This is a genomic window from Kingella negevensis (genome assembly GCF_030177895.1).
Classification (GTDB): domain Bacteria; phylum Pseudomonadota; class Gammaproteobacteria; order Burkholderiales; family Neisseriaceae; genus Kingella_C; species Kingella_C negevensis.
This window is the reverse complement of the sequence record NZ_CP123448.1, coordinates 680793-699303: the sequence shown is the minus strand read 5'-3', so window position 1 is coordinate 699303 and position 18511 is coordinate 680793. Positions and strand designations below refer to the sequence as shown.

The following is an 18511-nucleotide window of genomic DNA, read 5'->3' as shown; positions in this document are numbered from 1 at the left end:
TTCCCATGACAACCAACACCAACGCATTAAAAGCAGCCGCCAAAGGCAACACCGCCGTTAAAGAACGCACCCCAGCCGACAACTTGGCTGCCCTGCTGGCAAAAGACAGCGTCAAAAAACAAATGGCACTTGCCCTGCCCAAACACCTAACCGCCGACCGCCTAGCGCGAATTGCGACAACCGAAATCCGCCGCGTACCTGCATTGGGAACGTGCAGCCCCGAAAGCTTTTTAGGCGCAATCATGCAATGCGGACAACTGGGTTTAGAACCCAGCAACGGATTAGGGCAAGCCTATTTAATCCCATTTGGCAACGGCAAAGACAAACAAGGTCGCGCCAATGTGCAGCTCATCATCGGCTATCGTGGCATGATTGATTTAGCACGCCGAAGCGGACAAATCATCAGTCTATCCGCCCGAGCCGTGTATGAAAATGATGAATTTAGTTATGAATACGGCTTGCACGAAGACTTAAAACACAAACCGTATGAAGACGGCGACAGCGGAGCCCTCACCCATGTGTATGCCGTCGCCAAACTCAAAGACGGTGGCGTGCAGTTCGAAGTGATGAGTCGTAAACAAATTGAAGCCATACGCGCTCAATCCAAAGCAGCCAGCACAGGTCCGTGGGTAACCCATTTTGACGAAATGGCAAAAAAAACCGTTATCCGCCGCTTGTTTAAATATTTGCCAGTATCGATAGAAATCCAACGCGCCGTCGGTTTGGACGAACAAGCCGAAGCAGGCATCGACCAACGCAACGACACCTTTTTTGAAACAGGCGAATACGTTGAAGCTGACTACATCGTGGTTGAGCCACAAGCCACGCCCGAAAAAGCGGTGTTGAGTGAGCAGGAATTTGAAGCCGTATTAAACGACATCAGTACAGGCAACATCAGCATAGAACAAGTTCAAGCGCAATACGCTTTGACTGACGAACAACAAACACAAATCAATAAACTGTAAGGAAACATCATGCTAAACAAAGTCATCTTAATCGGACGATTGGGCAAAGACCCCGAACTGCGCTATATGCCACAAGGCGATGCCGTATGTAATTTCAGCGTTGCCACTTCTGAAAGCTGGAAAGACCAGCAAGGAATTAAGCAAGAGCGCACCGAATGGCACAACATCACGATGTATCGCAAAACCGCCGAAATCGCAGGGCAATATTTGCGAAAAGGCAGCCTAGTTTACTTGGAAGGCAAAATCCAAACCAACAAATACGTTGGCAAAGACGGCGTGGAACGCACCGCATATAACATCGTGTGCGACATCATGAAAATGCTAGGCAGTAAAGACGACAACGCCACCACCGCGCAGTCAGCGCAAACCGCGCCCATTGCACCGCCAACGCAAAAGCAGCCTGCAAATGCGCCAGTCGCACCGCAAGAAAATATTGACAGCAGCATTCCGTTTTAACGTAACCGCAGGCTGCCTTGTAAACCAAACCAAGCAGCCTGCAACCAAAGGAAAATATCATGACCCAGCAACCCAGCCTAAAACAAATCCGCACAGCCCAAAAGCAAGCCAAAGCCATTAAGCAAATGCAACGTGCCCTAAAATCCAAGCCATTGACCAAGCAACAAATCAAGCAACGGCAACAAATCGCCCCACGCATCAGCGCAAAACAAACAGCCTATCGCCAATATTTAATTGACGACACACGCGAATGTTTTAGCCATGAAGATGCCATTGCTGCCGTCAAAAAAGCCGATGCCAAATACAACGAACTTGTTTATTGTCGCGACTGTTTTGTCCACAACGGCTACTTCCAGCAACTGCACCGTGTGTTAAGTATATGCGTAGCCCTATTTGACTGCGACACATGGTTCACAAACGTGCTAGACCAAGCCCAACACGCCCTGCAACAAGAACCCAGCACACGCGACCAGAGCCCCAACCAACGCCGCGCCTTGTTGCAGCCCATTTTAGATATGATTGACATCGGCTACGCCATCATGAAAGGCTTACCCAAAGACACCCAAACCCAAGCAAGTCATTACAGCATGGGCGTACAAATCTATGCCTATTATTTAAGCTTTCACGAATGCAGCCACCAAGCCACCACAGGCTTCATCAACATCGCCAGTGGCATGAAATGGCAAGACGCACTCAAACAAGCAGGCATAAAAGGAAAAGAAAAAACCGAAGCATTTCGCCGACAAATCTTGCAGGCTGCTTTGTGCGTCTACCGCATAGCCGAATGCGACGACCAAAGTATAGGCATGCCCGTGCCCCACAGCATAAGCGATTTGCGCCACAAAACATACAAACGATGGAGTGTATTAGGCGCGCTAGCCAACGCCTGCGCGGTTGCCAAAACCCAATACATCACACCGTTTGAAAACAAAACCGCATTAAGCTTAACCGCCAACTTTGGCAAACGCGAAGCAGCCATTGGCAACCGCTTGGCACAGGTTAAATTAGCATGAAAAGGAAAACGAAATGAAACAAGCATTTGAAAACTGGCAACGCAGCATAGGCAACGCCGACCGTTTGCAATTTGATGAAGCCGAGCAGCAATATCAAGACATCAGCATAGATTACGCATGGATAGGCTGGCAGGCTGCCCAACAAACCACCCCAACGCCCCAACCACAGGAGTAAGCAAAAATGCAGCTAACCGAAACCACCGCGCAAGAACTCATCAAGCGCATAGAACAGCTAGCTCAAAGCCAGCAAAAAACATGGCTGTCCACGCTAACCGAAAAATCCACCACCTTGCTGACCACCCAAGACATCGCCCAGTTAACCAATTTCAGCTACCACCACACCTACACCGACATTGTCGCCCGCCCCGATTTTCCGCGTCCCATTAAAATCAGCAAAGCAGGCAAAGGTCGCGAATGTCGCCGTTGGATAGCAGGCGAAGTCATCAGCTATCTCAAATCCCTATCAAAAATCTAGGGCAGGGCGGTTAGAGCATTCTAACCGTCCATTTTTGCCGCCAAATCCTCCGCCCTAGGCGCATAATAAGTATTCAACAAAATCCGCAAATCATGATGTCCCGAAATTTTCGCCAACTCCATAGGCGAATAAATTTGCGCCAACCGCGTCAAAGCCTCGCGCCGACTATCGTGAAAATGCACATCGCCCAAATCCGAGCGTTCGCGCAATTTGCGAAACAGCGCATCAAGCGATCCCTTTGTGATATTGAACACACGCTCATTTTCACGCACCTGCGCCAATAATTTCAAAATCGCCACCGCCTTCAAACTCAAAGGCACATCACGAGCATAGCCATTTTTAGAATCAGGCAAATGCACAAAACGCCTATCCAAAAACACATTATCCCAAGTCAAAGTCACCATTTCGCCACCGCGCATTGCCGTCTCCAAGCCAAAATAAAACGCCGCCGCCACACGCTGCGTCGATTTCACAGGCAAACAATCCAGCGAAAAACCAGCCACATAAGCAATCGCCGCCGCCATTTCATCAGTAACACGTTGCGTCCGTTCCTTGCCATGGTTAGGCTTATCCAAACGAAGCATAAAATTTTCAGGCAGCAAACGCCATTGCTTACTTGCCACCGAGCAAACGTGCGACAACACATTCCATTCACGGCGCACCGAGCTTTGAGCAATATCCGCCATACGCCCATTTGCCCATTCCTGAAAATGCAACTCCGACAAATTAGGCAAACGAACCTGCGCCAATGGCGTTTTCAACACACGCTCAATAATATTGATTTCATTTTTCCAACCGCGCTTTTTGGGACTCACTTCTTTTTTGTAGCGTTCCAACACTTCGGCAAACAAAATATTGGGCGAGCCGCCAAATCGCATGGTTTGCCAATCTGCCTCGGTTTTAGCAGCCCACGCTTCGGCATCGGCTTTACGCGGAAACACTGCTGCTTTGCTAATAGCAGGCAGTCCATTTTTAGCGCGATGTCGCACCTGCGCGACCCAGCCACCAGTTGGTTTTTTGCGAATTGTAGCCATGATTTTAGTCCTATTTTTGGTTGCAAATTTGGTTGCAATCATACCCAAAAATAAACCAAATTCAAACAAAATAAGTGGCTTTTTGCAAATTGATGATAAGTTGAGATAAAAAGATAAGTCATTGAAATAAAAAAAACCTTGCTAGAATGTGCAAGGTTTTTGTGGGGATATGGCACGCCCACAGGGATTCGAACCCCGGTTGCTGCCGTGAAAGGGCAGTGTCCTAGGCCTCTAGACGATGGGCGCGTGGGAAAGGCGCGGATTATACGGTTTTGCAGAAAAATGTCAATACTGAAAATGGGTTGAGTGTTTTTCAGGCTGCTTCATCAATCCACGCTTGTTGTACCGCTTCCAAGATGCGCTCGCCGCAGCGTTCAGGCGCATCATCAAAATCAGGCAGAGCCATAATCAAATCACGCAACTGCGTAAAGCGAACGGTTTTTGGGTCAATATCGCCGTGCGCGTCAAACAATTCTTCAGCGATGCGTTGTGTGTCAGTCCATTTCATTTTAGATTTTCCTATTAAAAATGTTATTCAGTAAACAAATGTAAATTATAAGCATTGAAACGCAGCCTGAAAAGGCGCAAAATAAACCTTTTCACATAATAACAAGGGAAAACCCATGCCAAAATCGCTTCATCCGCAAACCTTAGCCATTCGCGGCGGAAAAGTACAAACCGAATACAACGAACACAATCAAGCTTTATTTTTAACCAGCAGTTTCATGTTTGACAGCGCAGCAGACGGCGCGGCCTTGTTCAGCAAACAAACAACAGGTTTCACCTATTCACGAACCATGAACCCAACGGTAGCTGCGTTCCAACAACGCATTGCCAAATTGGAAAACGCAGAAGCCGCGATTGCCACAGCCACAGGCATGGCAGCGATTCAGGCTGCGTTGATGACATTTTTGAGCGCAGGCGACCATTTAATCAGCAGCCGCAGCTTGTTTGGCACAACCGCAGGCTTAATTTCAGGGCACTTGAAACGCTTTGGCATTGAAGTTACCTTGGTTTCGCAAACCGACCCTGAAGAATGGCGCAAAGCAATTCAACCTAACACCAAAATGCTGTTTTTGGAAACGCCGTCTAACCCAATATGCGAAGTGGGCGATTTGGAAGCGTTGGCAAAAATCGCGCATGAAAATAACGCTTTATTGGCAGTGGATAACTGTTTCTGCTCGCCAGCTGTTCAGCAGCCATTGCGTTGGGGCGCGGATTTATCTATCCAATCGGCGACTAAATCGATTGACGGACACGGGCGCGTTTTGGGTGGTATCGTGAGCGGCAAAGCTGAGTTGATTCAACAAGTTGCGATGTATGTGAACACAATGGGCATTATTTTGCCGCCATTCAATGCGTGGGTGTTGCTGAGCGGCGTGGAAACTATGTTGCTGCGCACGGAAAAACAAGGCGAATCTGCGCTGAAAATCGCACAATGGTTACAAAAACAACCACAAATCACGAAAGTGCATTACGCTGGGCTGCCTGAAAATCCGAATGTGGAATTGGTTAAAAAACAGCAAAGTTCAGGCGGTACGGTGATGGCGTTTGAAGTGGTTGGCGGCGTGGACGCGGCGTGGAAAGTGTTGGATGCTACGGAAATTTTCTCGAAAACAGCAAATTTTGGCGATGTGCGTTCCACTATCGCGCACCCTTGGACAAGTACGCATTGCCGTATGTCGCCCGAAGATAAATTGGCGGCTGGGATTACGGAAGGGTTAATCCGAATTTCTGTGGGCTTGGAACACGTTGATGATTTGATTAACGATTTGGAACAAGCGTTGCAAGCGAAATAAAACTTTCAGGCTGTGTTTTAACTGTATTTAGAACGCAGCCTGAAAAATATAGAGAAGAAACAATGAGCGAAGAAGAATTTTCAACATGGGCATTACGCATTTGCCTCACTATTTTCATTTTATTTTTAGGTTTCATCATCGCCCAACTGGCGCGTGAATCCAAAGCAGGCAAAAAAGGTACAATCATTTTATTTTTGGTACTCGGCTTGGGGATTGCAGGCTTTTTGCTGAAAAATATCTTGGTTGAACTATTGATGTGATTAGGCTAAATCGCAAAACGCTGTTATCATTAAGCCTTTATTTTCACACAATTCAAAAGAATGAAAGCACTTAGCGATTTTATCGCCATCATTTTATTTTTTGCGACTTATAGCCTAACCAAGAATATGGTAACGGCAACGATTGTCGCTGTAGTGGTTGGGATTTTTCAGGCTGCGTTTACTTATTGGAAAGAGAAAAAACTAGAGCCAATGCAATGGCTTAGCTTGGTTCTGATTGTTGTGTTTGGCAGTCTCACCATTATTTTCAACGATCGCACATTTATCATGCTCAAAACCACGATTTTGCCGTGGTTAATGGCAATCGTGATGTTAGCGATGCAACTGAGCGGCAAAAATGGCGTGAAGCTGTTGCTCAAAAAAGAGCTCACGCTGCCTGAAAACGTTTGGAACAATCTCAGTTACGCATGGATAATCTTTTTTGTATTTTTAGGTGCACTTAATCTGTTTATCGCTTATCCCTTTACCCTTGAACGCGAACAAATTTGGATGAATTTCAAACTGTGGGGCTATATGCCTATCAGCGTGTTATTCTCTATCGCGCAAGGGATTTACCTTTACAAACACCTTCCCAAGGAAAATTAAAATGTTATACATGATTTTAGCCACAGATGAAGACAACACAAGCGAACAACGCGCCCAAGCTCGTCCAGCGCATTTGGAACGCTTGAAAGCATTGGATGAACAAGGGCGCTTGCTGACGGCAGGTCCAAACCCAATGCCTGAAGACCCAAACACTATGTCTGGTAGCCTGATTATTGCGGATTTTGACAGCTTAGATGCAGCCGAAGAATGGGCAGGTCAAGACCCTTATGTTCAAGCAGGCGTTTACGCAGAAGTATTGATTAAACCTTACAAAAAAGTATTCCCACAATGAGCCAAATGCAAGATAAAATGGTGGCGTTGCTTGCGCCAATTTCACCTGATGTATTTGAATTTGAAGACCAAAGTCATCTGCACGCAGGACACGCAGGCAATAAAGGCGGCGGACATTATGCTGTGTTAATCGTGAGCGAAGCCTTTGAAGGCATGAACCGCGTGGCACGTCAGCGCAAAGTGCAAGAATTGCTGGCGGAATTGTTTACCAGCAAACAAATTCACGCGTTGAGCGTTGTCGCGCGCACGCCAAACGAATATTTCCATTAATTTCAAGAAAGGAAAACATGATGAAAAAAACTTATATTGCAGCCACAGCAGCGTTATTGCTTTCAGGCAGCGTTTTTGCGGAAACGGTTGCTACTGTAAACGGCACAAAAATTGACAGCAGCGAATTGGATAATCGCGTGAATGCGATTGTGCAAGAGAGCAAAGGCCAAGTGCAAGACACGCCTGATTTGCGCCGTTATGTGGCTGAGCAAATTGTGGTTGAAACTGTTGTTTCTCAAGAAGCAAAACGCTTGCATTTGGAAAACGATGCGGAATACAAAGCGGCATTGGCTGAATCGCGCAAATTGGCTCAATCGCAAGGTTTGGACAAACAAGCTGGCTTCAAACAACGCTGGGCTGCACACGAAAATCAAATGTTGATGACGGCGTTTGCGCGTGATGTTGTGAAGAAAAATCCTGTTACAGATGCGCAAGTACAGGCTAATTACGATGAAATGCGCAAACGTTATGAAAACACTGATGAAGTGCAATTGGGCGAAATCATCACGGATAAATTAGATGATGCTAAAGCGGCTGTGAAAGATTTGGGCAAGAAAAAAAGTTTTGCTGACGTAGCGAAAAAATACAGCCTTGATGCGAAAAATGGTGGTGAGGTGAATTTGGGTGGTTACTTGCCTTTGGTTGATTTACAAGAATCGCGTCCACAAATTTATCAAGCTGTGGCGAATTTGGGCAAAGGTCAATTCTCTCAACCGATTGTTAGTGAGAAAATTCAGGCTGTGTTCTATGTGAACGATAAGCGCAAAATGGCTATCCCTGCGTTTGATGCGGTGAAAGAAGGTATGCGTGGCGTGATGCAACAAGAGCGTGTTCAGGCTGCGATTGATCAGTTGATGGGCGATGCGAAAATTGTGCCTGTTAGCAAATAAATAATTGATAGAAAAAAACCTTGTTTGAATGTTCAAACAAGGTTTTTTTATTGGAAAGCAGCCTGAAAACTATTTTCAGGCTGCTTTTTTGTGTTAGAACGACCAATCTGCTTTCACCCAGAATGTGCGTGGCATGCCCAACACGGCAAAGCTGCGGTCATATTGTCCGCGTTGCACTTGCCAGTAGTTTTTATTGAACAGGTTTTCTACTGCGCCGCTCACACTGACACGTTGTTTGTTACGCAAATTCATGCTGTATTTCGCGCCGATGTCCACCAATGTGTAAGATGGGAAAGCGTAGGTTTTTTGCGTGTCTTGATAAGATTTGCCGTAGTGCTGCACACCTGCGTTCAGCGTTAAACCTTTCACAAATGGGGTATCCCATTCCACGTTAGCTTTAGCGACAATGCGTGGGTTGGCAACTTGCACGCCGTTAATCAGATTATCTTTGTAGTTTGGATAATCTTTCAGGTGTGATTGCAGATACATCAAACCAAAACTTGGGCGAACGGTGTTATTAAACAGGCTTGAGTAGATATTAAATTCTAAGCCGCGATTGCGCTCTTTACCTTGCGCTTTGCCTGCATAAACGGCGTTACCTAATGCTTTGAAATCGTCTGTTTTGGTTTTGTCTTTAGAATTAGCCTTGCCGTACCAGTAGCCTGGACGTGTGATTTGGAAGGCGTTTAATGTGGTAACAAAGCTGCCCCAGTTTTTGCGAACGCCAATTTCAAATTGACGGCTCACGCGTGGGTCTGCCATGGTGCTGTTGCCGTCTTCATCTGAGCGTGGGCTTACTGGTTCCAAGTCTTCCATGTAGTTACCGTACACGGTTAGGCTTGAATTAGGCACCCAAGCCGCCATAACCATTGGGCTGAAACGTGATGCGTCTGCACTGAGTTTTTCCTTATGGTCATCTTGTTTCACCATTTGGTAACGTCCGCCTAAAGTTAAGCGGTATTCGTTGTTTTTAAAGCCCAATGTGTCAGACAAGGCTAAGCTGTTTACAACAATTTTGGTGTCAGTGGTTGGATTATTTTGCCATGCTGTGCCTAAGTTGCTGTTCAAGCGATTGAGTTGTGCTGATAAATCTAAAGCTGGATTGATACTAACAGACTTGGTTTTATTAACCCCTGTGTAGGTTAAGCGTTTGCGGTTAATGCGGTCGAACGCGGCATTCCAGCTGTGGCTAATGTTGCCTGTGTTGAAGTCGCCACGAGCGGCTAAGTTCATGCTCAATGTTTTGAAACGTTGGTCGGTTAAACGTGCTTCGCCTGATTTATAAGTTAAGCCTGATGTTTCTGCAGTTGGTGAGGCGAAGTTGCCGTAGTAACGCGCATCGTTGTAGCCTACACCACCTGTAATCATGGCGTTTTCTGCAACATCGTATTCAAATGTTGCCATATTGGTGGTGCTGCGCGTGGTTTGCGCTTGCCAGCTTGGCGCGAGATTGTTTTTGCCGTCCAACGCGTTAAATAGGCGACCTTGGGCGTTTTGAATGTCTTGAATGCGACCACGTCCGCCGTTTGTTTTGCGTTTGGCGTAAATGCTGTCTAACGATAAACGCAGACGTTCGCCGTAGTAATCGCCGTTGATGGCAAATTCTTTGTTATTTTCATCGTAACCTTCGCGTGGGGTATCACCGTGGCGCATTTTGCCGTTTACACGCAAACCCCATTCTTTGCTTTCGCCAAAGCGTTGCCCTACATCGGCAGCAATTTGGGCGCGGCTATCACTAAACCATGCTGCGCTAATATCGCGATTGCCTTTGTTGGACGCTTTTTTTGTTTCAATATTCATTGCGCCTGATACTGCACCTTCTGGGTCCATGCCCGTTACGGCGGTTGATGCACCTTTAATCAGTTGTGCAGAACCTACATGTACGCTGGCTGTGCCTTGTGTGCCGTACATGCCTGCCAAACCGTTTACGCTAAATTGTCGTGCGTCCAATTGGAGGCCACGGAAATATAAGCCTGTGAGTGTGTTGGTTTCGCCACCAAATTGCCATGTAGAAACATCTTTTTTCGCAATCACGTCCACCAAAGTACGTGCTTCAGTGTTGTTGATGACTTTGGCATCGTAGTTCACCACTGTGATAGGGGCTTGGAACGAGTTGGTTTTGCCCAATAAACCTAAGTTAGCCGTATCGCGTAAATCGCCGCCTGTGTTTTTAGACAAGGCACGAACGCGTTTGCTGGTAACGGTGAGCGTTTGTAAGTCTTGTTGTTCAACAGGTGTGGCAGTGGCAATGCTTGCACCCAGTGTGCAGATAAGAAGCGAAAGATGTTTAAGTTTCATGTTTTATTTATAATGTTTGTTAAAAAAAGAAAACGAATTATAACAAGAAAATACAAATTATTTGCAGTTGTAAATTGGAGATAAAATAAAAATGCAGCCTGAAAACGAGATAACTTCCTATTTTCAGGCTGCAATAGTGTTGTAATTTGTTTACACGTTTTCAGGCTGCATTCCATTGCCAATGACGACTAAACGCCCCCAGCACCGCATTAGGATACTTACTTCGCCCCAAACTCCCGTTATACCGCGCCAATGCCCGATACATATCCCCATTTTCAATATTCTTATAATGACGCAAAATCGTGCAGCCATAACGCAAATTCGTCCGCACATCAAACAAATTGTGGCTTGGATTACCGATATAACGCTGCCAAAACGGCATGACTTGCATTAAACCTTTTGCGCCCACGTTACTAATCGCATACTGCCGAAAACGGCTCTCCACCTCAATTAAGCCCAAAATCACCTGAGAATCCAAGTCCGCCCGAGAAGCCTCGTATTGAATCATAATCAGCAAGCGGCGGCGATACGCCTCGTTGTCCACAAATTGCGCCAAACGCGCCGACATTTCATTGAGCCAACGCTGCCCGTCAATCGCCCGTTCAAAAATCAAACGCGGCGGACTGGCGTGTTCTACCGACTGGCGCATAATGCTTGCCACATCGTCTGAAAGCGTTTCTTCCTGTTGCGCCCCAGCAGCAGCCCAGTGCGGCAAAATCAAAGCCGAGCAGCCTGAAATCAGCAAAGAACGGCGCGTGATTAAGTTCGATAACATAAAAAAGTCTAAATAAAATAAAAGCGTGTATTTTAACAAAAGTATTCAGCACATCAAACGCAGCCTGAAAAAGCTGTTTATCCTGTTTCTTTTGTGATACAGTTTAACAATATTTAACTTTTAATTTTTCAGGCTGCGAACCATGACACTCACAGAATACCTATTCTACGATTTAAAAAATTTGAATGACGGTTTTGATTCTCCCTAAATTTATTACGTTTCCGAGCAAGATTTTGAAACCGTGCTAGACCGTGCGCAAGCTGAAAATATCGATATTTACGGCATAGAACCATGGCTAGACGGCGAATTTTACGGCGTTGAAGTTTACGAAAGCACCGAATTTGCCGCCAACGACCCACGCTGGTATCGCACCGCATTTGACGATTTCAGAAAACAACAATCAGGCTTGATGTATGCCATGACGTATGGCTATTCCGATTGATTTTCAGGCAGCCTGAAAGAGAAAAAACATGATTCACGACACCATAAGCAACGCAAAGCGATACGCCGCCTTGCACCCCGATTTTGCTCAAGCGATTGAGCTGCTGCAAACGCTAGATTTCGCCAACCTACCAGACGGACAATACCCGATTGACAATCCCAATATCCGCCTATTCATCGGCAGCGAACCCATGCGAACACGCGAAGAAGCCAAGCCTGAAATGCACACACATCACATTGATATACAAGTACCGATTAGCGGTACGGAAGAATACGGCTGGATTGACAAAGGCAGCCTGAAAAATGGTTTGGGCTACAATGAACAGCGTGATGTGGAATTTTTTGATTGTGCGCCAAAGACTTGGCTGACAGTTGATGTGGGCGAATTTGCGCTGTTTTTCCCGAATGACGCGCATGCGCCTTTGGTTGGGACGGAGAAAAAGATTCGCAAAGCGGTATTTAAAATTCGCGTGTAACTGTAGGGTGCGCCCCGCGCACCAATTACCATTTCATCATAAACACGGTGGGCAGGGCTCACCCTACGAGGACAAACAAAAATGACCAAACAAATCGCTATTTTACGCGGAGACGGAATCGGTCCAGAAATCGTGCGCGAAGCCGTGCGCGTGTTGGACAAACTGATTGAGCAAGGCTTGGACGTGGCTTATGAATACGCGCCTTTGGGTGGCGAAGCCTACGACCAATTCGGTGCGCCGTACCCAGAGTTTACGCAAAACCTGTGCCGCAAAGCAGATGCCGTGTTGCTCGGCGCGGTAGGTTCGCCACAATACGACAAATTAGACCGCCCATTGCGCCCAGAGCGCGGCTTGTTGGCGATTCGCAAAGATTTGAATTTGTTTGCGAATTTGCGCCCAGCCGTGTTGTACAAAGAATTGGCAAACGCGTCCACATTGAAACCTGAAGTCGTGGCTGGCTTGGATATTTTGATTGTGCGCGAATTAACTGGCGACATTTATTTTGGCGAACCGCGCGGCATTCGCGTGCTGGAAAATGGCGAGCGCGAAGGCTTCAACACGATGAAATACAGCGAAAGCGAAATTCGCCGTATCGCACACGTGGCGTTTCAGGCAGCTCAAAAACGCAGCAAAAAAGTGTGCAGCGTAGGCAAAGCAAACGTGTTGGAAACCACCGAATTGTGGCGCGAAATTTTTGACGAAATCGCCCCAGAATACCCCGATGTGGAATTGAGCCACATGTATGTGGACAACGCGGCAATGCAGTTGGTTCGCGCCCCCAAACAGTTTGACGTGATTGCGACTGGCAATATTTTCGGCGACATTTTGAGTGACCAAGCGTCTATGCTGACAGGTTCGATTGGTATGCTGCCGTCTGCTTCGTTGGACGAAAACGGTAAGGGTTTGTACGAGCCGTCTCACGGTTCTGCACCTGATATTGCAGGGCAAAACAAAGCGAATCCGTTGGCGACCATTTTGTCGTTGGCGATGTTGGTTCGTTACAGCTTGAACGATGAAGCGCGTGCGTTGCAAATTGAAAATGCGGTGCAAAAAGTGTTGGAACAAGGTTTCCGCACAGGTGATATTTTTGAAGAAGGCTGCAAACTGGTTTCTTGTTCTGAAATGGGCGATGCGGTTTTAGCGGCGTTGTAATTGATTTAAAATGCAGCCTGAAACTTTTTCAGGCTGCATTTTTTGAGCAAAATTCATCAATCGCAGCCTGAAAAATTCTATCGTTAATTTGAAAGAAAACCATGTCGCGCAACACTTATCTTATTGTTTCTATTTTAGTTATCCTGTTTGGTACATTTACCAATTATTCACTGGTGGGTAGCTCAAGCCAAAGCTCAGGCGGACGCACTTACATTCCGAGCGGTGGCGGTTTTAGCGGCGGAAACGGCGGTTTTTCGGGCGGTCATAAATGAGTGAATATCACCCAAGTCAACACGCATTTTTAGATTTATACGGCTGCCCAACCCATATGCTAACCAACGCAACCGCACTGGAAACCGCTCTTCGCCAAGCCGCAGAACACGTTGGCGCACACATTTTGTCGGCACATTTTCACACATTCGGCGGACACGGCGGCGTAACAGGCGTGGTGTTGCTGGCGGAATCGCACATCACGGTTCACACGTGGGTGGAACATCAATATGCGGCGGTGGATATTTTTCTGTGTGGCAGCCTGAAACCTGAACGCGCAGCACAATTTCTTCAGGCTGCGTTGCAAGCGCAGTCTTTTGAATACGCGGAACATTCGCGCGGCAACCGTTTGTTTAATCATCAGTAAACGCAGTTTTTCGCTTCAAGAGATGTTTGAAGCGTTAAAGAATGTTACGATTTACTTTTTGACACATTCACAAACTTAAGGAAAATACAATGAAAGAATTGCTTTCAGTTATCGTTTGACCACTTCGGCACATCAACCAACGTGGGCGGCGTGTATGGCATCACTGGCAACATGGAATTTGACCGCGCTGCACGCACTGGTGAAATTGATGTGAAATTGCCTTTGAAAAACTTGCAAAGTAGCTCAGAAGCGTTCACGCATCACTTGCAATCTGCTGATTTGTTCAACGCTGAAAAATTCCCAGAAATGCGTTTTGAATCAACTAAATTCAACTTCTTCGGCAAAAAATTGGTATCCGTTGAAGGCAATTTAACTCTGTTGGGTAAAACACAACCTGTAAAATTGAAAGCCAATAAATTCAACTGCTACAACAGCCCAATGGCTAAAACGGAAGTTTGCGGCGGCGATTTCAGCACCACAATCGACCGCACCAAATGGGGCATGAACTACTTGGTTGATGCGGGCATGACTAAAAATGTTCGCTTAGACATTCAAATCGAAGCAGCTAAGAAATAATAAAGAAAGCAGCCTGAAAGTGTTTTCAGGCTGCTTTTTTTATGTTCAAACGCAGCCTGAAAAACATCTTTCAGGCTGCGCTCACTTAAATTAAGCGTTCAAAGTTGCCAAAATTTTGCCAACAATTTCATTCACGCCAACTGCAGTTGCTTCTGTATCACGGCGTTGCGCGTATTCAATCATGCCTTCTTTCAAACCACGGTCGCCGATGACAACGCGATGCGGAATGCCGAGCAATTCGCTGTCGTTCAACAACACACCAGCGCGTTCATCGCGGTCGTCTAACAAAACATCAACGCCAGCCGCTTGCAATTCAGCGTAAATTTTGTCAGCAGCTTCACGAACTGCATCTGATTTTTTGTAGTTCATCGGCACAACAACCACGGTGAACGGTGCCATTGCGTCCGTCCAAATAATGCCGCGCTCATCGTTGTTTTGCTCAATCGCTGCGGCAACCACACGTGTTACGCCGATACCGTAGCAGCCCATTTCCATGATTTGCGATTTACCATTGTTGTCCAAGAAAGTTGCGTTCATCGCTTTGGAGTATTTGTCGCGCAGTTGGAAAACGTGTCCTACTTCAATGCCACGCGCCAGTTTCAGGCTGCCTTTGCCGCAAGGGCTTGGGTCGCCTTCCACCACGTTACGCAAGTCCACAAATTCAGGTTCTGCCGCATCGCGACCAAAGTTGAAACCTGTGAAGTGGTAGTCGTCTTCGTTCGCGCCGATGACCCAATCTGCGCCTTTTTCTGTGGCAAAATCGGCATACACTTTGCCTTTGAAACCTACTGGACCGAGTGAACCGCCATTCGCGCCAAATTGTGCAGCGATTGCGTCTGCGTTTGCCATCGTCAAAGGCGATTTCACGCCTGCCAATTTTTCCGCTTTGATGTCGTTAAATTCGTGGTCGCCACGCAATAGCAACAACACCAATTCGCCGTCTTCTTCGCCTTCCACTACGATAGATTTCAGCGTGGTTTCAACAGGCACGTTCAAAAATTCAATCAATGCGGCAATCGTTTTTGTGTTTGGTGTGTGAACTTTGGTTAAAGCAGCTTTGGCTTCGGCGCGGCTACCTGAAAGTGGCAAGGTTTGCGCCAATTCCACGTTTGCCGCGTAATCCGAGCTATCGCTGTACGCAATCACGTCTTCGCCGCTTTCTGCTAACACTTGGAACTCGTGCGAGCCTGTGCCACCAATGCTGCCTGTGTCTGCGGCAACTGGGCGGAAGTTCAAGCCTAAGCGATTGAATACGCGGCAATATGCGTCATACATAGTTTGATAGGTTTCTTTGAGCGACTCAAAATCGGCGTGGAATGAATACGCGTCTTTCATCACAAATTCACGCGCGCGCATCACGCCAAAACGTGGGCGACGTTCATCGCGGAATTTGGTTTGAATGTGATAGAAATTTTTGGGTAACTGTTTGTATGAATTCACTTCTTTGCGAACGATGTCGGTAATTATCTCTTCGCAAGTGGGGCTGAAACAAAATTCATTGTCGTGGCGGTCTGTAATGCGGAGCAATTCGTCGCCATAAAAATCCCAGCGACCTGATTCTTTCCACAAATCAGCGTTTTGGATTACGGGCATGAGCAATTCAATCGCACCTGCGCGGTTCATTTCTTCGCGCACAATTGCTTCCACTTTGCGCAACACGCGTAAGCCCATCGGCATCCATGTGTATAAACCTGAGGCGTTGGCTTTAATCAAACCTGCGCGCAGCATTAATTTGTGGCTGGCTAAACTGGCTTCTGCTGGAGCTTCTTTGAGCGTTGAGATAAAAAATTGACTGGCTTTCATTTTGTAAACTTTGTTTTGAATTGTGTAACGAAAGGTAGAATTGTAGCAGTTTTCACGCAGCCTGAAAGATTTTTCAGGCTGTGTTTATTGCTTAAAATTTAGGCAGGTTTAGGTAGGTCTTGCAGCGCAAACTGTTTTTTTGTGCAAAACGGTAGTTCTCCACAAGATTATCCACAGATTTTGTGGGCAAGTTTATCCATAGTTTTCAGGCTGCGATATAATACAGCGTTTTCAAATGAGCTATTTTTAAAATGATTGAACTGAAACCAATTGATTGGAACGATTTTTTTAACACGTTGCATCTGTTTGCCCCGAAAGAATTTACTGCGCGTTTGCTAGAACGTAGTTTCAGACAGCCTGAAGGTTGGGTGGAATTGGGTTTGGTGTTGGCGATTATGGCAGCATCGTTTTTTATTGCGAAACAAGCGGAAAAGTCGCAGCGCATCAAAAACATCAAATTCCGCCCAATTAGACACAGCTTAAGGCGCGTGATTTTCCCTGTGATTATGCTCATGTTCAGCGTGGTGGCGTTGTTGCTGTGGCGCGTGCTTGGGCAAACAGGCGTGTGGCTGCGCTTGCTGGTGTTGGCGGCGCATTGGATGGTGATGATTCGTTTCTGCTTGGCGTTGTTGCATACCGTGTTACCGAAAACCACTTGGAGTGATTCGCTGGAACGCAAGGCAGCAACGGCGTTGTGGCTGTATTTTGTGCTGTGGATATCGGGCATTGATGATTTGATTATCAACTGGATGCGCTCGCTTGAGTTCACGATTGGCAAAAGCCGCTTAAATCTGTTTACTTTGCTGACTGGCTTGATTTGGGTTGGCATTGTGATGATGTTTATGATGTGGTTGGCACGATGGATTAACGCGCAAATCATGTCGTCCACGCGCTTAGATGTGAATTTGCGGATTGTGCTGTCCAAAGTGATTAAAACGCTGCTGATGATGCTGTCTGTGCTGATTGCGCTGCCGTTGGTGGGCATTGATTTGACGGTGCTTTCCGTGTTTGGTGGTGCTTTGGGTGTGGGCTTGGGTTTTGGTTTGCAGAAAATCGCCAGCAATTATGTGTCGGGTTTCATTATTTTGGCAGACCGTTCTATCCGCCCTGGCGACCGCTTGACGGTAAACAATTTCACAGGCTATGTAACGGAGATTACTTCGCGTTTTGTGGTGCTGCGTAGTTCGGCAGGGCAAGAAGCGTTAATCCCAAATGAAACTTTTGTAACCAGCACCGTGATTAACGAATCGTACACAGGCAAAGCCTTGTATCAATCGCTGGATATTCAAGTGGCGTATCACACCGATTTAACGCTGGCGTTGCGGATTTTGCAGGAAGCGGCGACGGAGCAAGAACGCGTGGGAAAAGACCCTTCGCCGTCTGCGGTTTTAACCAATTTTGGCGAAAATGGCATTGATTTGCGTGTCGGCTTTTGGGTAAGCGACCCTGAAAACGGTTTTGCAGGCTTGTTCTCAGCCATTTTGCTGACGATTTGGCGACGCTTTAATGAAGAGGGGATTGAGTTCCCTTATCCACAGCGCGAAGTCCGTATTTTGAATGATGAACAATCGCCCAGCGACATGGCGTTGCTCAAAGCCAAAATCCGCGCCGAGCAAGACACAAAATCGCAAGAGCCTTTAGAGGACGATGATTAAATGCAGCCTGAAAACAAAAAAATCCCCATTTCTGTGTTGGTTTTGTTGCACAACGAGCGCGGCGAAGTCTTGCTGCTCAATCGTTTGCAGCCAACTGGATTTTGGCAATCTGTAACAGGTAGTTTGGACAGTTGGGACGAACCGCCTTTTCAGGCTGCGTTACGCGAAGTGCATGAAGAAACGGGGATTTTGCTGCCTGAAAACGCGTTGCGCGATTGGCATTTTTGCACGGAATACGAAATTTACGCGCATTGGCGACATCGTTATGCGGATGGCGTTACGCGTAATACGGAGCATTGGTTTTCCGCGCAAATTGATTCAGGCTGCGAGATTGTGTTGAGTGAACACAGTGAATGTGAATGGCTACCTGCCAACGCGGCGGCTGAGAAAGTGTTTTCGCTGTCTAATCGGGAAATTATTTTGCAATGGTCGCAGCCTGAAAAGTAGGGTAGGGCGGTTAATTATTTGTTTTTGTTTGTTTTAATGTAAACTCAATCAACAATAGAAATATTTTTCAGGCTGCGTTTGGATTGTGAACCGTTTGCAGCCTGAAAAAAATCTAAAAAAACATAGCTAAACGCGCTTAACACCTTTAAAATAACGCCTTTTGGTCAGTAACCTAGTTTTAATTACGAAAGCAAG

General features: G+C 46.6%; 24 protein-coding genes and 1 tRNA gene. 19 read left to right on the top strand and 6 right to left on the bottom strand.

All coding sequences use genetic code 11. The annotated features are described in order from the left end of the window. The first annotated feature begins 5 nt into the window (after positions 1-5). The 5 genes from recT to QEO93_RS03775 are packed head-to-tail and all read left to right on the top strand — an operon-like array spanning position 6 to position 2909. Complete coding sequence (recT, locus tag QEO93_RS03795; protein WP_085815564.1) at positions 6-965, top strand: recombination protein RecT; 960 nt, start codon at positions 6-8, stop codon at positions 963-965. Positions 966-971: 6 nt separating this feature from the next. Beyond that, a complete protein-coding gene (locus QEO93_RS03790; RefSeq protein WP_085815563.1) occupies positions 972-1421 on the top strand; it encodes a single-stranded DNA-binding protein in 450 nt (149 codons plus the stop codon). Positions 1422-1480: 59 nt separating this feature from the next. Next, complete coding sequence (locus QEO93_RS03785; protein ID WP_032136714.1) at positions 1481-2434, top strand: hypothetical protein; 954 nt, start codon at positions 1481-1483, stop codon at positions 2432-2434. Between the two features lie 13 nt (positions 2435-2447). Then, positions 2448-2609: a phiTE_015 family protein gene (locus QEO93_RS03780; RefSeq protein ID WP_167331701.1), complete on the top strand. Its 162-nt coding sequence runs from the start codon at positions 2448-2450 to the stop codon at positions 2607-2609. 6 nt (positions 2610-2615) lie between these two features. Beyond that, a complete protein-coding gene (locus tag QEO93_RS03775) occupies positions 2616-2909 on the top strand; it encodes a helix-turn-helix transcriptional regulator (protein WP_003790187.1) in 294 nt (97 codons plus the stop codon). Positions 2910-2929: 20 nt separating this feature from the next. Here the strand turns inward: QEO93_RS03775 and QEO93_RS03770 are convergent, their stop codons facing one another. The 3 genes from QEO93_RS03770 to iscX form a co-directional block, all read right to left on the bottom strand. Next, on the bottom strand, positions 2930-3943 hold the full coding sequence (locus QEO93_RS03770; RefSeq protein WP_032136790.1) for a site-specific integrase: 1014 nt from the start codon (positions 3941-3943) through the stop codon (positions 2930-2932). 170 nt (positions 3944-4113) lie between these two features. Beyond that, positions 4114-4189 (bottom strand) — tRNA-Glu (locus QEO93_RS03765). 67 nt (positions 4190-4256) lie between these two features. Continuing rightward, the gene (gene iscX, locus QEO93_RS03760; RefSeq protein WP_032136715.1) at positions 4257-4451 is read right to left on the bottom strand and encodes a Fe-S cluster assembly protein IscX; all 195 of its coding nucleotides are present in this window, start codon (positions 4449-4451) and stop codon (positions 4257-4259) included. 115 nt (positions 4452-4566) lie between these two features. Here iscX and metZ point away from each other — a divergent pair, with 115 nt between their 5' ends. The 6 genes from metZ (at position 4567) to QEO93_RS03730 (ending at position 8056) form a co-directional block, all read left to right on the top strand. After that, a complete protein-coding gene (metZ, locus tag QEO93_RS03755) occupies positions 4567-5742 on the top strand; it encodes an O-succinylhomoserine sulfhydrylase (protein WP_032136716.1) in 1176 nt (391 codons plus the stop codon). Between the two features lie 62 nt (positions 5743-5804). Beyond that, positions 5805-6002 carry a DUF2788 domain-containing protein gene (locus QEO93_RS03750; protein ID WP_032136717.1) on the top strand — a complete coding sequence of 66 codons (198 nt, stop codon included), beginning with the start codon at positions 5805-5807 and terminating at the stop codon, positions 6000-6002. Positions 6003-6062: 60 nt separating this feature from the next. Continuing rightward, on the top strand, positions 6063-6605 hold the full coding sequence (locus QEO93_RS03745) for a septation protein A (protein ID WP_032136718.1): 543 nt from the start codon (positions 6063-6065) through the stop codon (positions 6603-6605). 1 nt (position 6606) lies between these two features. Next, positions 6607-6897 (top strand): YciI family protein, encoded by a 291-nt coding sequence (locus tag QEO93_RS03740; protein WP_179184661.1) that lies wholly within the window; start codon positions 6607-6609, stop codon positions 6895-6897. Then, complete coding sequence (locus QEO93_RS03735) at positions 6894-7166, top strand: BolA family protein (RefSeq protein ID WP_032136719.1); 273 nt, start codon at positions 6894-6896, stop codon at positions 7164-7166. The genes QEO93_RS03740 and QEO93_RS03735 overlap by 4 nt, the downstream gene beginning before the upstream one ends. 20 nt (positions 7167-7186) lie before the next feature. Continuing rightward, a complete protein-coding gene (locus tag QEO93_RS03730; RefSeq protein ID WP_032136720.1) occupies positions 7187-8056 on the top strand; it encodes a peptidyl-prolyl cis-trans isomerase in 870 nt (289 codons plus the stop codon). A gap of 93 nt (positions 8057-8149) precedes the next feature. On the opposite strand, the gene QEO93_RS03725 is transcribed toward QEO93_RS03730, so the two are convergent. Both QEO93_RS03725 and QEO93_RS03720 read right to left on the bottom strand, forming a co-directional pair. Further along, a complete protein-coding gene (locus tag QEO93_RS03725) occupies positions 8150-10354 on the bottom strand; it encodes a TonB-dependent receptor (RefSeq protein WP_032136721.1) in 2205 nt (734 codons plus the stop codon). 160 nt (positions 10355-10514) lie between these two features. Beyond that, entirely contained in the window at positions 10515-11129 is a 615-nt protein-coding gene (locus tag QEO93_RS03720; RefSeq protein ID WP_032136792.1) for a lytic transglycosylase domain-containing protein, read from the bottom strand. A gap of 241 nt (positions 11130-11370) precedes the next feature. Here QEO93_RS03720 and QEO93_RS03715 point away from each other — a divergent pair, with 241 nt between their 5' ends. The 6 genes from QEO93_RS03715 (at position 11371) to QEO93_RS03690 (ending at position 14411) form a co-directional block, all read left to right on the top strand. Continuing rightward, positions 11371-11571, top strand: a complete 201-nt coding sequence (locus QEO93_RS03715; RefSeq protein WP_052368669.1) for a hypothetical protein — start codon at positions 11371-11373, stop codon at positions 11569-11571. A gap of 28 nt (positions 11572-11599) precedes the next feature. Next, positions 11600-12046 (top strand): NanQ anomerase/TabA/YiaL family protein, encoded by a 447-nt coding sequence (locus QEO93_RS03710; protein WP_032136722.1) that lies wholly within the window; start codon positions 11600-11602, stop codon positions 12044-12046. Positions 12047-12127: 81 nt separating this feature from the next. Next, complete coding sequence (gene leuB, locus QEO93_RS03705; protein ID WP_032136723.1) at positions 12128-13198, top strand: 3-isopropylmalate dehydrogenase; 1071 nt, start codon at positions 12128-12130, stop codon at positions 13196-13198. Between the two features lie 101 nt (positions 13199-13299). Beyond that, entirely contained in the window at positions 13300-13470 is a 171-nt protein-coding gene (locus QEO93_RS03700) for a hypothetical protein (RefSeq protein WP_157686258.1), read from the top strand. Further along, the gene (gene speD / locus QEO93_RS03695; RefSeq protein WP_032136724.1) at positions 13467-13835 is read left to right on the top strand and encodes an adenosylmethionine decarboxylase; all 369 of its coding nucleotides are present in this window, start codon (positions 13467-13469) and stop codon (positions 13833-13835) included. The genes QEO93_RS03700 and speD overlap by 4 nt, the downstream gene beginning before the upstream one ends. Positions 13836-13976: 141 nt before the next feature. Further along, complete coding sequence (locus tag QEO93_RS03690) at positions 13977-14411, top strand: YceI family protein (RefSeq protein WP_044250059.1); 435 nt, start codon at positions 13977-13979, stop codon at positions 14409-14411. A gap of 90 nt (positions 14412-14501) precedes the next feature. On the opposite strand, the gene QEO93_RS03685 is transcribed toward QEO93_RS03690, so the two are convergent. Further along, positions 14502-16214: a proline--tRNA ligase gene (locus QEO93_RS03685; RefSeq protein ID WP_032136725.1), complete on the bottom strand. Its 1713-nt coding sequence runs from the start codon at positions 16212-16214 to the stop codon at positions 14502-14504. Between the two features lie 251 nt (positions 16215-16465). Between QEO93_RS03685 and QEO93_RS03680 the strand changes: the two genes are divergently transcribed. Both QEO93_RS03680 and nudB read left to right on the top strand, forming a co-directional pair. Then, the gene (locus QEO93_RS03680; protein WP_085815562.1) at positions 16466-17869 is read left to right on the top strand and encodes a mechanosensitive ion channel family protein; all 1404 of its coding nucleotides are present in this window, start codon (positions 16466-16468) and stop codon (positions 17867-17869) included. Next, on the top strand, positions 17870-18316 hold the full coding sequence (gene nudB / locus QEO93_RS03675) for a dihydroneopterin triphosphate diphosphatase (RefSeq protein WP_032136726.1): 447 nt from the start codon (positions 17870-17872) through the stop codon (positions 18314-18316). Positions 18317-18511 lie beyond the last annotated feature (195 nt).

Bases quoted from the DNA above. Each gene is read 5' to 3' on its own strand.
- recT (WP_085815564.1), top strand. From the start codon at position 6: ATGACAACCAACACCAACGCATTAAAAGCAGCCGCCAAAGGCAACACC.
- QEO93_RS03785 (WP_032136714.1), top strand. From the start codon at position 1,481: ATGACCCAGCAACCCAGCCTAAAACAAATCCGCACAGCCCAAAAGCAA.
- QEO93_RS03780 (WP_167331701.1), top strand. From the start codon at position 2,448: ATGAAACAAGCATTTGAAAACTGGCAACGCAGCATAGGCAACGCCGAC.
- QEO93_RS03775 (WP_003790187.1), top strand. From the start codon at position 2,616: ATGCAGCTAACCGAAACCACCGCGCAAGAACTCATCAAGCGCATAGAA.
- QEO93_RS03770 (WP_032136790.1), bottom strand. From the start codon at position 3,943: ATGGCTACAATTCGCAAAAAACCAACTGGTGGCTGGGTCGCGCAGGTG.
- iscX (WP_032136715.1), bottom strand. From the start codon at position 4,451: ATGAAATGGACTGACACACAACGCATCGCTGAAGAATTGTTTGACGCG.
- metZ (WP_032136716.1), top strand. From the start codon at position 4,567: ATGCCAAAATCGCTTCATCCGCAAACCTTAGCCATTCGCGGCGGAAAA.
- QEO93_RS03750 (WP_032136717.1), top strand. From the start codon at position 5,805: ATGAGCGAAGAAGAATTTTCAACATGGGCATTACGCATTTGCCTCACT.
- QEO93_RS03745 (WP_032136718.1), top strand. From the start codon at position 6,063: ATGAAAGCACTTAGCGATTTTATCGCCATCATTTTATTTTTTGCGACT.
- QEO93_RS03740 (WP_179184661.1), top strand. From the start codon at position 6,607: ATGTTATACATGATTTTAGCCACAGATGAAGACAACACAAGCGAACAA.
- QEO93_RS03735 (WP_032136719.1), top strand. From the start codon at position 6,894: ATGAGCCAAATGCAAGATAAAATGGTGGCGTTGCTTGCGCCAATTTCA.
- QEO93_RS03730 (WP_032136720.1), top strand. From the start codon at position 7,187: ATGAAAAAAACTTATATTGCAGCCACAGCAGCGTTATTGCTTTCAGGC.
- QEO93_RS03725 (WP_032136721.1), bottom strand. From the start codon at position 10,354: ATGAAACTTAAACATCTTTCGCTTCTTATCTGCACACTGGGTGCAAGC.
- QEO93_RS03720 (WP_032136792.1), bottom strand. From the start codon at position 11,129: ATGTTATCGAACTTAATCACGCGCCGTTCTTTGCTGATTTCAGGCTGC.
- QEO93_RS03710 (WP_032136722.1), top strand. From the start codon at position 11,600: ATGATTCACGACACCATAAGCAACGCAAAGCGATACGCCGCCTTGCAC.
- leuB (WP_032136723.1), top strand. From the start codon at position 12,128: ATGACCAAACAAATCGCTATTTTACGCGGAGACGGAATCGGTCCAGAA.
- QEO93_RS03700 (WP_157686258.1), top strand. From the start codon at position 13,300: ATGTCGCGCAACACTTATCTTATTGTTTCTATTTTAGTTATCCTGTTT.
- speD (WP_032136724.1), top strand. From the start codon at position 13,467: ATGAGTGAATATCACCCAAGTCAACACGCATTTTTAGATTTATACGGC.
- QEO93_RS03685 (WP_032136725.1), bottom strand. From the start codon at position 16,214: ATGAAAGCCAGTCAATTTTTTATCTCAACGCTCAAAGAAGCTCCAGCA.
- QEO93_RS03680 (WP_085815562.1), top strand. From the start codon at position 16,466: ATGATTGAACTGAAACCAATTGATTGGAACGATTTTTTTAACACGTTG.
- nudB (WP_032136726.1), top strand. From the start codon at position 17,870: ATGCAGCCTGAAAACAAAAAAATCCCCATTTCTGTGTTGGTTTTGTTG.